12 protein-coding genes and 10 tRNA genes are annotated in these 13,571 nt (G+C 42.0%); 21 read left to right on the top strand and 1 reads right to left on the bottom strand.

Features of this window, described 5'->3' with window-relative positions; translation table 11 throughout:
• Positions 1-14: 14 nt before the first annotated feature.
• The 16 genes from lolB to ND6B_RS06295 all read left to right on the top strand — a co-directional run bounded on the left by lolB (position 15) and on the right by ND6B_RS06295 (position 6,545).
• A complete protein-coding gene (gene lolB, locus ND6B_RS06220) occupies positions 15-602 on the top strand; it encodes a lipoprotein insertase outer membrane protein LolB (protein ID WP_028834962.1) in 588 nt (195 codons plus the stop codon).
• Positions 603-604: 2 nt separating this feature from the next.
• The gene (gene ispE, locus ND6B_RS06225) at positions 605-1,462 is read left to right on the top strand and encodes a 4-(cytidine 5'-diphospho)-2-C-methyl-D-erythritol kinase (protein WP_013465330.1); all 858 of its coding nucleotides are present in this window, start codon (positions 605-607) and stop codon (positions 1,460-1,462) included.
• Positions 1,463-1,548: 86 nt separating this feature from the next.
• Positions 1,549-2,496 carry a ribose-phosphate pyrophosphokinase gene (locus ND6B_RS06230; RefSeq protein WP_008115168.1) on the top strand — a complete coding sequence of 316 codons (948 nt, stop codon included), beginning with the start codon at positions 1,549-1,551 and terminating at the stop codon, positions 2,494-2,496.
• Between the two features lie 149 nt (positions 2,497-2,645).
• Complete coding sequence (locus tag ND6B_RS06235; RefSeq protein WP_013465331.1) at positions 2,646-3,260, top strand: 50S ribosomal protein L25/general stress protein Ctc; 615 nt, start codon at positions 2,646-2,648, stop codon at positions 3,258-3,260.
• A gap of 18 nt (positions 3,261-3,278) precedes the next feature.
• The gene (pth, locus tag ND6B_RS06240) at positions 3,279-3,863 is read left to right on the top strand and encodes an aminoacyl-tRNA hydrolase (protein WP_008467968.1); all 585 of its coding nucleotides are present in this window, start codon (positions 3,279-3,281) and stop codon (positions 3,861-3,863) included.
• Positions 3,864-3,916: 53 nt separating this feature from the next.
• Positions 3,917-5,008, top strand: coding sequence for a redox-regulated ATPase YchF (gene ychF, locus ND6B_RS06245; protein ID WP_008467970.1), 1,092 nt, complete (start codon positions 3,917-3,919; stop codon positions 5,006-5,008).
• Positions 5,009-5,319: 311 nt separating this feature from the next.
• Positions 5,320-5,396: transfer RNA gene (locus tag ND6B_RS06250), tRNA-Met, on the top strand.
• 69 nt (positions 5,397-5,465) lie between these two features.
• Positions 5,466-5,550, top strand: a tRNA-Leu gene (locus ND6B_RS06255).
• Between the two features lie 39 nt (positions 5,551-5,589).
• Positions 5,590-5,664, top strand: a tRNA-Gln gene (locus tag ND6B_RS06260).
• Between the two features lie 5 nt (positions 5,665-5,669).
• Positions 5,670-5,746 (top strand) — tRNA-Met (locus ND6B_RS06265).
• 94 nt (positions 5,747-5,840) lie between these two features.
• Positions 5,841-5,925, top strand: a tRNA-Leu gene (locus ND6B_RS06270).
• Between the two features lie 41 nt (positions 5,926-5,966).
• Positions 5,967-6,041 (top strand) — tRNA-Gln (locus tag ND6B_RS06275).
• A 66-nt stretch (positions 6,042-6,107) separates the two neighbouring features.
• Positions 6,108-6,192 (top strand) — tRNA-Leu (locus ND6B_RS06280).
• 40 nt (positions 6,193-6,232) lie between these two features.
• Positions 6,233-6,307, top strand: a tRNA-Gln gene (locus ND6B_RS06285).
• A 39-nt stretch (positions 6,308-6,346) separates the two neighbouring features.
• A tRNA-Leu gene (locus ND6B_RS06290) sits at positions 6,347-6,431 on the top strand.
• Positions 6,432-6,470: 39 nt separating this feature from the next.
• Positions 6,471-6,545, top strand: a tRNA-Gln gene (locus tag ND6B_RS06295).
• A gap of 124 nt (positions 6,546-6,669) precedes the next feature.
• Here ND6B_RS06295 and ND6B_RS06300 read toward each other — a convergent pair.
• Entirely contained in the window at positions 6,670-7,851 is a 1,182-nt protein-coding gene (locus ND6B_RS06300) for an FAD-dependent monooxygenase (RefSeq protein WP_033103804.1), read from the bottom strand.
• Positions 7,852-8,107: 256 nt separating this feature from the next.
• Between ND6B_RS06300 and miaB the strand changes: the two genes are divergently transcribed.
• The 5 genes from miaB to lnt are packed head-to-tail and all read left to right on the top strand — an operon-like array spanning position 8,108 to position 13,567.
• Complete coding sequence (miaB, locus tag ND6B_RS06305) at positions 8,108-9,553, top strand: tRNA (N6-isopentenyl adenosine(37)-C2)-methylthiotransferase MiaB (protein WP_008467975.1); 1,446 nt, start codon at positions 8,108-8,110, stop codon at positions 9,551-9,553.
• A gap of 54 nt (positions 9,554-9,607) precedes the next feature.
• Positions 9,608-10,666 (top strand): PhoH family protein, encoded by a 1,059-nt coding sequence (locus ND6B_RS06310; RefSeq protein ID WP_008115160.1) that lies wholly within the window; start codon positions 9,608-9,610, stop codon positions 10,664-10,666.
• Positions 10,667-10,670: 4 nt separating this feature from the next.
• The gene (gene ybeY, locus ND6B_RS06315) at positions 10,671-11,129 is read left to right on the top strand and encodes an rRNA maturation RNase YbeY (protein ID WP_008115159.1); all 459 of its coding nucleotides are present in this window, start codon (positions 10,671-10,673) and stop codon (positions 11,127-11,129) included.
• 22 nt (positions 11,130-11,151) lie between these two features.
• The gene (corC, locus tag ND6B_RS06320; RefSeq protein ID WP_013465334.1) at positions 11,152-12,036 is read left to right on the top strand and encodes a CNNM family magnesium/cobalt transport protein CorC; all 885 of its coding nucleotides are present in this window, start codon (positions 11,152-11,154) and stop codon (positions 12,034-12,036) included.
• Positions 12,017-13,567, top strand: coding sequence for an apolipoprotein N-acyltransferase (gene lnt / locus ND6B_RS06325; protein WP_200882087.1), 1,551 nt, complete (start codon positions 12,017-12,019; stop codon positions 13,565-13,567). Before corC ends, lnt begins: the two co-directional genes overlap by 20 nt.
• The last annotated feature ends 4 nt before the right edge of the window (positions 13,568-13,571 follow it).

Below are 13,571 nucleotides of genomic sequence, written 5' to 3'. Positions count from 1 at the left end.
GTAAGGAACAACATTTGACTCGACAATATTTGATTTTAACACTGCTATTTGTATTTTTAACCGGCTGCGCAAGTAAAAACAATTACAAAACAGAGCTTTACGAAGACTGGAAGTTACGCCTTGGCGAGCAAAAAACTTGGCAAGTAGACGGTAAACTTGCGTTTATTAGCCCAGATGAGCGCCAATCTGCCAACTTAAATTGGCAACAAACACAAAATAGTAATTATTTAGTGTTAACCACGTTTATTGGCACACGGATTTTATCGCTTAAACAAACCGCTGTCGGCGCCGAATTAATCTTTGATGACCAACCGTATTTTGATAGTAACGCCAGTGCACTTTTACAACGTTTAACAGGGTTTACTTTACCGGTTAATAACGCAGGCCCATGGTTAAAAGCTACCATTGACGATCACACCTTAGAAATTGATCAGTTAGGGCGTGCTAAAAGCGTGTTATGGTTTGATGATAATGGTAAAAAGTGGCAAATAAGTTACACAAGTTACGTCCAAAAATACGGTTTTTGGTTACCGAATGCTTTAACCTTAACCCACGAAAAGATTAAAATTAAAATCAAACTCTATGACTGGCAGTTTAACTAACTATGTATACTCACTCTGAATTTTCGCTGATTGCCCCAGCTAAGCTTAATTTATTTTTACACATTAATGGCCGCCGTGATGATGGTTACCATGAATTAGAAACTTTATTTACGTTTTTAAATTATGGTGACGAGCTCCATTTTAAACTAAGCACGGATACTCTTATAAGTATTAGCGGCGACACCAATGGCATTGCGCTAACCGACAATTTGATTTACAAAGCGGCGTTATTATTACAAACCCACTGTAAAGTGGATATGGGTGCAAAAATAAATTTAACTAAACGCTTACCCATGGGGGGAGGTGTTGGAGGCGGTTCATCCGATGCTGCATCAACGCTTTTAGCTCTTAATACGCTTTGGAATACAGCCCTATCTTTAGATGAACTGGCTGATTTAGGCCTGAAACTCGGTGCTGATGTGCCTGTGTTCATTAAAGGTAAAAGTGCCATAGCACATGGCATTGGCGAGCAATTAGAGTACCTAGAACTGCCGCCGAAGTGGTATTGTGTTGTCTTCCCAAATCAACATGTCAGCACAGCACAAATATTTACTCACCCAGATTTAAAACGTGATACACCAAAACTTTCTGGCGACTGGCAACAGCAAATTTTAACCAACGATTGTGAGCCTTTAGTGAAAAAGCTGTGCCCCGAGGTTGAAAAAACCCTGCAGTGGTTGCTAAAATACGCTCCATCAAAGATGACCGGAACAGGTTCATGTTGTTTTGTTGAATTTGCTAGCCAAGTTCAAGCACAAGATGTACTTGCTAACCTCCCCCATACTTGGCAGGGTTTTATCGCATCCAGCGTTAGTACCTCTCCTGCTCATACGGAGTTAGCCGCCATCATTGATAAATGAAGTAACGTACAAGTAATCATAAGTTAACCTACTTTGTTCACTCAATGTAAGTTAGTCCAAAAATTCAGTGCCTGAGGAACCCTACCGTGCCTGACATGAAGCTCTTCGCTGGTAACGCAACACCTGACCTAGCTCAAAAAGTTGCAAAACGTTTATATATTGAATTAGGCGATGCTGTTGTTGGCCGTTTTAGTGACGGTGAGATCAGTGTTCAAATTAATGAAAATGTTCGTGGCTCGGATGTTTTTATCTTGCAATCAACCTGCGCCCCTACTAACGATAACCTGATGGAACTTATCGTTATGGTTGATGCGTTACGCCGTGCATCTGCCGGTCGTATCACTGCTGTTATCCCTTATTTTGGTTATGCTCGTCAAGATCGTCGCGTACGTTCTGCCCGTGTACCAATTACAGCTAAAGTGGTTGCGGATTTCTTATCAAGTGTAGGTGTTGACCGCGTTCTTACGGTTGATTTACACGCTGAGCAAATCCAAGGCTTCTTTGATGTACCAGTGGATAACGTATTTGGTAGCCCTGTACTATTAGAAGATATGAAAAACCGCGACTTTGATGACGTGGTTGTTGTATCACCTGATATTGGTGGCGTGGTGCGTGCCCGTGCAATTGCAAAACTATTAAACGATACCGACTTAGCAATTATCGATAAACGTCGCCCTCAAGCTAACGTTTCTCAAGTAATGCACATTATTGGTGACGTTGAAGGCCGCGATTGTATTATTGTTGATGACATGATTGATACCGGTGGTACATTGTGTAAAGCCGCTGAAGCCCTTAAAGAGCATGGTGCTAAACGTGTATTTGCTTACGCTACTCACCCTATTCTTTCTGGTACAGCTGCAGAAAACTTACGTAACTCTGTGATTGACGAAGTGATTGTAACTGACTCAATTCCACTGTCTGACGAACTAAAAGCGCTTGATATTGTTAAAGTATTAACGCTTGCAGATATGTTAGCAGAGACTATTCGTCGCATTAGCAACGAAGAATCTATCTCGGCAATGTTTGAACACTAAAGTTAAACATTAATGAGTATAAAAGCGCCTTTTGGCGCTTTTTTTGTAAGCGATGTTTATTTTATAAACCCGCAGTGGTATGATAGCGCGCCTTTTGGCTAGGGACCTTGGTCGCAAAGGCCCTAACACTTTTAATTATTGGAGACATCATGTCTAACACAACTTATACTTATGACGCTGAACTTCGCGTAGAAACTGGTACTGGTGCGAGCCGCCGCCTACGTCGCGAAGACAAAGTGCCGGCAATCCTTTATGGAGCTGATAAAGAAGCGGTATCGCTTACTTTTGCTCATAAAGATATGATCAAAGCACAAGAAGACGAAGGCTTTTACACTCACATCCTTACATTAAATGTAGGTGGCGAGAAAGTTGAAGCAATCTTAAAAGATATCCAACGTCACCCTTTCAAGCCTAAGCTTACTCACCTTGATTTCCAACGTGTAGACGCAACTCATAAACTAGTAACTAAGGTTCCTTTACACTTCATCGGTGAAGAGAAAGTAACTAAGTTAGGTGCAACTGTTGTTCACCAGTTAACTGAAGTTGAGATTTCTTGTCTTCCTAAGTCACTTCCAGAATTCATCGAAGTAGACGTATCTGATCTTGTTGCTGGTGATTCAATCCACCTTACAGATCTTGCGTTCCCTAAAGGTGTTCAATCTGTTGAGCTTGGTAAAGGCGAAGGCCACGATCAGTCTATCGTTACTATCAAAGCTAACAAAGCAGCTCCAACTGAAGACGACGCTTCAGACGCTGCAGAATAATATTTAAGGTCTCGCACCTTGAATTCTATTCAAATGCTTGTGGGCCTGGCTAATCCAGGCCCCGAATACGCAAATACACGCCACAACGCAGGTGCTTGGTTCATTCAAGAACTCGCTGCACGCTACAACTGCACGCTAAAACACGACCCTAAATATCACGGCCTTACTGGCAAAGTGATTATTCAAGGCAAAGAATTCAAATTACTGATCCCCACCACTTACATGAACTTAAGTGGCAAAGCGGTGAGTAGTTTAGCCAATTTTTTTAAAATCCCCGTGGAAGACATACTTGTTGCCCATGATGAATTGGATTTAGACCCGGGCGTTGCTAAATTAAAAAAAGGCGGCGGACATGGCGGTCATAATGGCTTAAAAGACATTATTGCAAAAATGGCAAATCAAAAAGACTTTATGCGCTTACGCATAGGTGTAGGTCATCCAGGACATCGCGAAATGGTCACCGGTTGGGTGCTTGGTAAAGCAGCCAAAGACGATCAAGAAAAAATGGATGCCGCAGTTGATGAAGCAGTTCGTTGTATGGAAATACTTGCTAAAGACGGTGTGTTAAAAGCACAAAACAGACTACATTCGTTTAAACCCTAATTTTTGGGTATACGGTCGCACGTATTAAACGAATCTAAACAAGGTATCTTACTATGGGTTTTAAATGTGGCATCGTTGGCTTGCCTAATGTTGGTAAATCAACACTTTTCAATGCATTGACTAAAGCGGGTATTGAAGCCGCTAACTTTCCTTTTTGTACCATTGAACCTAATACAGGTGTGGTACCGGTGCCAGATCCTCGCCTAGACGAACTTGCTAAAATTGTTAACCCACAACGTATTCTTACAACCAGTATGGAATTTGTGGATATTGCAGGTTTAGTTAAAGGTGCATCGAAAGGTGAAGGCCTAGGCAATCAGTTTTTAGCAAATATCCGTGAAACAGATGCGATTGGCCATGTAGTTCGTTGTTTTGAAGATGAAAACGTTATTCACGTAGCGGGTACTATCGACCCTGCTGACGATATTGACGTGATCAACACCGAGCTAGTACTTGCTGATATGGACAGTGCCGATAAAGCAATGTTCCGTAATGCAAAAAAAGCAAAAGGTGGCGATAAAGACGCAAAAGAGCAAAATGCGGTACTTGAAAAAGTAAAAGTGCATCTTGATGAAGGCTTAACTTTACGTTCTTTAGCGCTAACAAAAGAAGAAAAAGCAGCCATTGCGCCTATTAACTTCTTAACTATTAAGCCAACTATGTATATTGCTAACGTGGCTGAAGACGGATTTGAAAATAACCCATTGCTAGATCGTGTCCGTGAAATAGCGGCTGCTGAAGATGCGGTTGTTGTGCCTGTGTGTGCAGCTATCGAATCTGAGCTATCTGAGCTTGACGAAGAAGACAAATTAGAGTTTATGGCTGACCTTGGTCTTGAAGAGCCAGGACTTAACCTTGTTATTCGTGGTGGCTATGAGCTACTACATTTGCAAACCTACTTTACTGCGGGTGTTAAAGAAGTACGTGCATGGACTATCCCAGTGGGTGCAACAGCACCACAAGCAGCGGGTAAAATTCATACCGACTTTGAACGTGGCTTTATCCGCGCACAAACAATTGCTTTTGATGACTTTATTGCATTTAAAGGTGAAAGCGGTGCAAAAGAAGCAGGTAAAATGCGTCAAGAAGGTAAAGAATACATTGTTAAAGATGGCGATGTAATGAACTTCTTGTTCAATGTATAATTAAACACTGCACCACCTTGAGTGGCTAATTGTTTTAAAAGGCTCGTTTTTACGGGCCTTTTTTATTTTCAGCCGAATATTAGTCTACCCTAGTAATAAGCTTTCAAACGTAAAGCAAAGCTAAAATTATAATACTCAGCTCATAAGGAGTGTTAAAAAAGCAACGTTTTAATTAAAAAGTAGCCGGTTAGCCTATTTTTCCTGCAAACAAACCAACTTAAGTGTTTTTTTGCAAAAAAGGTGTTGACGAATTTGGGGCATATCAGCATAATACGCCCCGCACTCAGCGATGAAGTGTTAACAAAAAAGATGGCTAAGTAGCTCAGCTGGTTAGAGCACATCACTCATAATGATGGGGTCACAGGTTCAAATCCCGTCTTAGCCACCATTTATTTTTTGTTGCTCAATGAAGAGTTTAAAATAACTACCATTTCTTTGATTAATTCAAAGTGATAATGCGGGAGTGGCGGAATTGGTAGACGCGCTGGATTTAGGTTCCAGTATCTTAGGATGTGAGAGTTCAAGTCTCTCCTTCCGCACCATATTCTTGATAAGAATTAAAACTATCAATTGTTTATTGTTGGGATATCGCCAAGCGGTAAGGCACCAGGTTTTGATCCTGGCATTCCCAGGTTCAAATCCTGGTATCCCAGCCAACAATGGCTAAGTAGCTCAGCTGGTTAGAGCACATCACTCATAATGATGGGGTCACAGGTTCAAATCCCGTCTTAGCCACCATTTCTTTTTTAGAAGTGGCTCTGCAAGAGTTAAATTGCAGCTCAATGAAGAGCTTAAAATAACTACCATTTCTTTGATTAATTCAAAGTGATATGCGGGAGTGGCGGAATTGGTAGACGCGCTGGATTTAGGTTCCAGTATCTTAGGATGTGAGAGTTCAAGTCTCTCCTTCCGCACCATATTCTTTGATAAGAATTAAAATTATCAGCAATTTCTTAGTTGGGATATCGCCAAGCGGTAAGGCACCAGGTTTTGATCCTGGCATTCCCAGGTTCAAATCCTGGTATCCCAGCCAACTTCTTCTACCAAAGAATGTTGAATTAAGAAATACTCTGTTAGGAGTATAAACATAAATTTTTATGCGGGAGTGGCGGAATTGGTAGACGCGCTGGATTTAGGTTCCAGTATCTTAGGATGTGAGAGTTCAAGTCTCTCCTTCCGCACCACATTCTTGATAAGAATTAAAATTATCAGCAATTTCTTAGTTGGGATATCGCCAAGCGGTAAGGCACCAGGTTTTGATCCTGGCATTCCCAGGTTCAAATCCTGGTATCCCAGCCAACTTCTTCTACCAAAGAATGTTGTATAAGAATAAGAACTGCGGGAGTGGCGGAATTGGTAGACGCGCTGGATTTAGGTTCCAGTATCTTAGGATGTGAGAGTTCAAGTCTCTCCTTCCGCACCATGTTCTTAAGTAGAACTAAAACTCATCCAAATTTAGAGTTGGGATATCGCCAAGCGGTAAGGCACCAGGTTTTGATCCTGGCATTCCCAGGTTCAAATCCTGGTATCCCAGCCAATTTGCACACTTTTTTGATTGCCCCCCACATTAGCTTCAAAATCACTAATATTTTTACTTTTATAATCCAATACCACATTTTTTCAGATATAAAAAAAGACCCAAATTTGAGCCTTTTCATCAACTAACTAAGCTCACCACTTATTGCGTATTTTAATACCCAGTTTTTTACCGGCCCTGTATTATTAGCTAACTTTAAAAATGTGCTGCGCGCCCATTTTAATGGGGCTATTTGGTTTGAGAAACCAAAGTAGCAAGCATCCATCATACTCATCATTAATAAATTAGCGTTACGACGACTACGTTCGTACTCTTTAAGCATTAGCGGGCAACCTACATCATCAGCTGTACGCAACACTTCAGCTAAGGCAGCCACATCTTGAAAGCCTAAATTAACGCCCTGTCCTGCCAGAGGATTAATGGTGTGCGCCGCATCACCCACTAAAACGAGTCGCCCTTGTGAATAATTATTGGCATGCTGCCTTGCTAGAGGAAATATAGCATGACTTTGTACTTCAAAATCACCAGCAAGCTTTGGAAACTTTTCAATAATATGAGCCTTTAATTCGCTAGGTTGTAGGGCTTTAAATGCTTTGAGGGTATTTGCATCGTCATACCAAATTAAATTTGCATAAGGTGCTTGCATAGGTAAAAACGCAACAGGCCCTGTAGGTGTAAACTGCTGCCATGTTTTAACTTGTTGTGGTGCATCGAGCTTTATTAGCACGCCCATACAATGCTGCTGATATTGCCACCCAGTTATACCAATATTGGCTTTGCTACGTAATTGTGATTGCCCACCATCGGCTGCAATGACTAAATCAGCAGTATAGCTTTGTTCGTTATAGTGCAAGGTAATGCTATCAGGGTTTTGCTCTATTGCAGTTAAAGCCGATGAAGGATTAATCATTTCAATATTATGCTGCCCAAATTGCTGCCATAAGCTTGCTTGAATTAACTTATTCTCGATTAAATGACCTAAATGCGTGGTATTGATGGCATGGCAATCAAATAATAAATGATCGTTACCACGCTCAAAAGCTTCTAATTGCTCATAGGGAGCGAGTCTATTTTCGCGCAGCAATGGCATAGCACCAAGCTGATCAAGCAGTTTTTCCGAAAAGCGGTTAATAGCTGATACACGTATATCAACTGCATCACTACTAAGCACTAGTGATGCATCTATTGGGTGTTTTTCAATAACACGTACGGCTTTACCTTGTTGCGCTAATTTAATAGCCATAGCGGCACCAACCATGCCGCCCCCTACTACAATTACATTATTTTTAGTCATGTTTTTCATCATTTTAATTCTGACTTAACTCTGCTTAGATTGTATCGTAATTAGTTTGCTCAGTGTGAGCGCTTCGCTTAATTCTATTATTAAACCCATACTATATTGATTTCAGATCACAAACATGAAATCTATACTTGGTTTTGAGCGTGTATCCAGCTAAAATACGCGTCCTTTAAGTCGAGCAAAATTTAATAATTGCGCCACTTATACCTGTTTCTAGCACATGTTTGTGCCACTATCGAATTGAACACGAGGCTATATTTCAATGAGCAAAAAGCTGCATATTAAAACCTGGGGTTGTCAGATGAACGAATACGACTCTCAGAAAATGGCTGATCTTCTAGATGCGACCAACGGCTATCAGCTAACTGAAGAAGCTGCTGATGCTGATGTTATATTACTTAACACCTGTTCAATTCGTGAAAAAGCGCAAGAAAAAGTATTCCACCAATTAGGTCGTTGGAAGTTATTAAAAGATGACAAACCAGACCTAATTATTGGTGTTGGCGGCTGTGTAGCATCGCAAGAAGGCGATTCAATTCGTCAACGCGCGCCGTTTGTCGATGTTATTTTTGGCCCACAAACATTGCACCGTTTACCTGAAATGATCAAACAAGTGCAAGGTAACAAAGGGTCATCAGTGGTTGATATTTCATTCCCAGAGATTGAAAAATTTGACCGTCTTCCTGAGCCAAAAGCAGAAGGTCCTTCTGCGTTTGTATCAATTATGGAAGGGTGTTCTAAATACTGTACTTTCTGTGTTGTACCTTACACGCGTGGTGAAGAAGTAAGTCGCCCTGTTGATGACGTGTTATTAGAGGTTGCACAGTTAGCCGAGCAAGGCGTACGTGAAGTTAACTTACTAGGTCAAAACGTAAATGCGTACCGTGGTGATACACACGATGGTGAAATTTGCTATTTCTCAGATCTAATTCGTTTAGTGGCTGCAATTGACGGGATTGACCGTATTCGTTACACCACTTCACACCCCGTTGAGTTTACGCCTGACATTATTGATGCGTATGCCGATGTACCTGAGCTGGTTGATCACTTACACCTTCCAGTACAAAGTGGCTCAGATCGTGTTTTAAACTTAATGAAACGCGGCCATACTGCACTTGAGTACAAATCAACTATTCGTAAGCTACGTAAAATTCGCCCTAACTTAAGTATGTCGTCAGATTTCATCATAGGTTTCCCAGGTGAAAGCAAGGCCGATTTTGAAGCGACCATGAACCTTATCAACGATATTGGTTTTGATATGAGCTTTAGCTTTATTTACAGTGCACGCCCAGGTACGCCAGCGGCCGATTTGCCAGATGACGTAACCGAGCAAGAGAAAAAAGAGCGCCTGTACTTATTACAAAACCGTATTACACAAATGGCACAGCAAATTAGCCGCCAAATGTTTGATACCGAACAACGTATTTTAGTTGAAGGTCCTTCTAAGAAGAACCCAATGGAATTACGTGGCCGAACTGAAAACAACCGTGTAGTTAACTTTGTTGGCCCACACACAGTGATCGGTCAGTTTGTTGATGTACGTATTACCGAGGCACTACCAAACTCTTTACGTGGCGATTTAATTCGTACAGAATCAGAAATGAACTTACGCCGCGAAATTGCCCCTTCTGCTATTTTAACCAAAGCAGCGAGTGAGCAAAAAACCGAGACAGCTAACGAAATTGGCGTTGCTACTTTCGTACCTTAGTTGCAAAAATTCATTGTGCCAGTTAACGCTGGCGCACTGTAATAGGAAGTAATTTTGAGTAATCAGTTAAAAACATTAGAGATTTATTTAGAACCTGCCGACAACAAACGCCTTTCTTCATTATGTGGCCCGTTTGACGAAAACATCAAACAAATTGAACGCCGTCTAGGTGTTGAAATTATTCATCGTGATAACTTTTTTAAAGTAACCGGTAAACTACACAGTAGCGCCGGCGCGGTAGAGATCTTAAAAAACCTTTATATTGATACTCAGCCTGTCCGTGGGGAAATTGGCGAAATTGAGCCTGACAACGTCCATTTAGCCATCACTGAGTCTAAAGCGCTTGAGCAAGACACCTCAAGTAGCGCCTACGGCAAAGAAATGATGATTAAAACCCGTCGTGGCGTTATTAAACCGCGTAACGATAACCAAGGCTTGTATGTTGCTAATATTTTGCACCACGACATTACCTTTGGTATTGGCCCTGCGGGTACAGGTAAAACCTATCTTGCCGTTGCGGCGGCAGTTGATGCACTAGAGCGCCAAGAAATACGTCGTATATTGCTCACTCGCCCTGCGGTTGAAGCGGGTGAAAAACTTGGCTTTTTACCCGGTGATTTAAGCCAAAAAATAGACCCTTACTTACGCCCACTTTACGATGCCTTATTTGAAATGCTTGGCTTTGAGCGTGTTGAAAAGCTGATTGAAAAAAACATCATCGAAATTGCGCCACTGGCTTATATGCGCGGACGCACACTTAATGATGCGTTTATTATTTTAGATGAAAGCCAAAATACCACCACAGAGCAAATGAAAATGTTCTTAACCCGTATTGGCTTTAATTCTAAAGCGGTGATCACCGGCGACATAACCCAAGTTGATTTACCTCGTGGCGCGCGCTCTGGCCTTCGTCATGCTATTGAAGTATTAGATGGCGTTGATGAAATTAGCTTTAACTTTTTCAAATCGCATGATGTAGTACGCCACCCTGTGGTAGCACGTATTGTTGAAGCCTATGAGCGCAACGATGAACGTGAGCGCCTTAAGCGATTAGAGAAACAACAAGCTAAAGAAGCGCTTGCCGCCCATGAGCAACCTGCGACTAAAGAGTAATACCGTGAAAACAGAACTTGATTTACAAATAGCGTGTGAGTTTGACAACTTACCCAGCCTTGAGCAGTTTGCAATGTGGGCCGATAAAGTACTTAGCCAATACCGCGATGAGTCTGAGCTGACCATTGTCATTAGCGATGAAGCACAGTCGCAACAGCTCAATAATGACTACCGTGGTAAAAATAAGCCTACCAACGTATTATCGTTTGAATTTGAAGCGCCACCGGGCATTGATATCCCACTTGTGGGTGACTTAATTATTTGTCCAGCCATCGTTTTGGCTGAGGCGCAAGAGCAAGAAAAGTCATTTCATGACCACTTTGCCCATATGGTTATTCATGGATGCTTGCATTTACTTGGATTTGACCATATAAAGAGTGAAGATGCGTTAGAGATGGAAAGTATAGAAAAGCAATTACTTGCTGAACTAAACATAGCAGACCCATACCGGGACGATATTTAAATAAACGGAGCAATTAGACGTAATGAGCGACGATAACTCGCAATCTAGCCAGGGTTCTTCTGGCAGGACTTGGCTGGGCCGTATAACCCACATGTTGCAAGGGGAACCCCAGAATAGAGAAGAGCTGGTTGAGGTGATTGCCGATGCCCAAGAGCGGGATGTAATCGATCCTGAAACCAAAGAAATGATTGAAGGTGTGCTTGGTGTGTCTGAGCTTAAAGTGCGAGATATTATGATACCGCGCTCACAAATGGTCACTTTGGAAATTGATAGCCCGCTTGAAGAGCATATACCTATGATGGTTGACTCTACCCACTCTCGTTTTCCGGTTGTGTGTGAAGATAAAGACCATGTAGAAGGGATTTTACTCGCAAAAGACTTATTACCTCTCATTTTAAACAAAGATGAGCATTTACCATCGCTACGTGACTATTTACGTCCAGCTATGGTGGTGCCTGAAAGTAAACGGGTTGATACCCTGCTTAACGAATTTCGTCAGCAACGCTACCATATGGCGATTGTGATTGATGAATACGGCGGCGTATCTGGTTTGGTCACCATTGAAGATATTCTTGAGATCATTGTTGGCGAAATCGAAGATGAGCACGATGAAGAAGAAGAACAACAAGATATTCGTCAACTAGCTAAACATGTTTACGTTGTGCAAGCACTAACCCCTGTAGATGACTTTAACGAGCATTTTAAATCAGGCTATAGTTCGCAAGACGCCGATACTATTGGTGGTACCGTATTACATGCCTTTGGCCATATGCCGAGTCGTGGCGAAACCATTGATATAGACGGATTTCAGTTTAAAGTAACTAATTCTGATAACCGTCGTATATTACAACTGCAAGTCACCATTCCTAAGGCTGATGATAACGACAGTGAAGAAACTGCTAACTAGCCTCACCCTACTAGCAAAAGATAAAAAAGCATGGCTCGCACTGGTTGCGGGCCTTGTTTTGACTTTTAGCTACGCGCCTTTTGGTCTTTGGCCAATTGTATTTTTTAGCTTGGCCGGATTATTTTATTGTATCCCTGCAAACCTCACTGGAAAAAAACACGCTAAAACCGCGGCTAAATATGGCTTTATATTTGGTCTAGGCTGGTTTGGTGCAGGCATTAGCTGGGTGCATGTATCTATTGCCACCTTTGGTGGTATGCCACTTATCGCTTCCATTTCGTTAATGGTATTACTGTGCAGCTACCTTGCATTATTTCCTGCGTTGGCGCTGTGGGCAACCACTCGTTTTTCAAACAGCTCCATAAGTTGTGCAGCGCTACTACTCCCTTGTTTTGCGATTAGTGAGTATTTGCGAGCCAAGCTATTAACCGGTTTTCCTTGGTTAAGCTTTGGTTATACACAAACAGATAGCCCACTGAATGCCCTTGCTCCTTTTATTGGTGAATTTGGACTCACGCTATTATGTATTGCCATTGGTTTTGCATTGTACAGCTTAACCCAAAAACAATATAAAGTGCCTGCTATTACCGCTGCTGTGGTTGTTTTAGCTTTTGCAGGTGCACATTTTACAAAGGCACCCCATTACTCCAATAAAGACCTTTCTGTGCTGCTTGTACAAGGTAATATAAAACAACACTTGCGCTTTGACCCCAGTGAGTTTTGGACCACCATGAGTAAGTATCAGGATATGACGCGCCGTCACTGGGATGCTGATTTAATTGTGTGGCCTGAAGCCGCAGTCCCTGAAATAGAAGCCCTCGCTGATTCATATTTAGCAGGCTTAGACAGTGCCGCCTCATTTAATAAAACCGCGCTAGTAACGGGTATTGTCGATTACCAACGCGATACAAGAACCATTTTTAATACGCTGATTGTGGTCGGTAACAAAGAGCAAAATAATGAACACGGCCACTACCGTTACTTAGATAGTAACCGCTATCAAAAGCATCAGTTATTGCCTATTGGTGAATTTGTTCCCTTTGAAGACATACTGCGCCCTATAGCTCCGTTATTTGATTTACCTATGTCGTCGTTCTCTCGCGGTGATAAAGTGCAAAATAACTTACGCGCGAATGGCTTTAATCTACTGCCCGCTATTTGCTATGAAATAGTCTTTGCCGATTTAGTGCGGGGTAACTACAAAAGCGACTCTGATTTACTATTTACCGTAAGCAACGATGCCTGGTTTGGTGATTCAATCGGCCCCCACCAGCATATGCAAATTGCCCGCATGCGCGCCCTTGAACTACAGCGCCCATTGGTACGTGTTACCAACAACGGCATAAGCGGTGTATATGACCCCATAAGCCAAACACGTCAAACTATGCCACAGTTTGAAGCTACCACACTTAAAGCCAATATAAAGCTCATACAAGGGGATAGCGTGTATAGCCAATACGGCAATATGGTTGTGTGGGGAGTAATGGTGTTGTTGGGTATGATTGGATTTGGGGTTAGGTTTAGAAAATGAATGG

The sequence above is a fragment of the Pseudoalteromonas sp. ND6B genome, from assembly GCF_000764215.1.
GTDB classification, from domain to species: domain Bacteria; phylum Pseudomonadota; class Gammaproteobacteria; order Enterobacterales; family Alteromonadaceae; genus Pseudoalteromonas; species Pseudoalteromonas tetraodonis.
The sequence above is the reverse complement of the archived record's forward strand: the minus strand, read 5'-3'. Positions and strand labels throughout refer to the sequence as shown.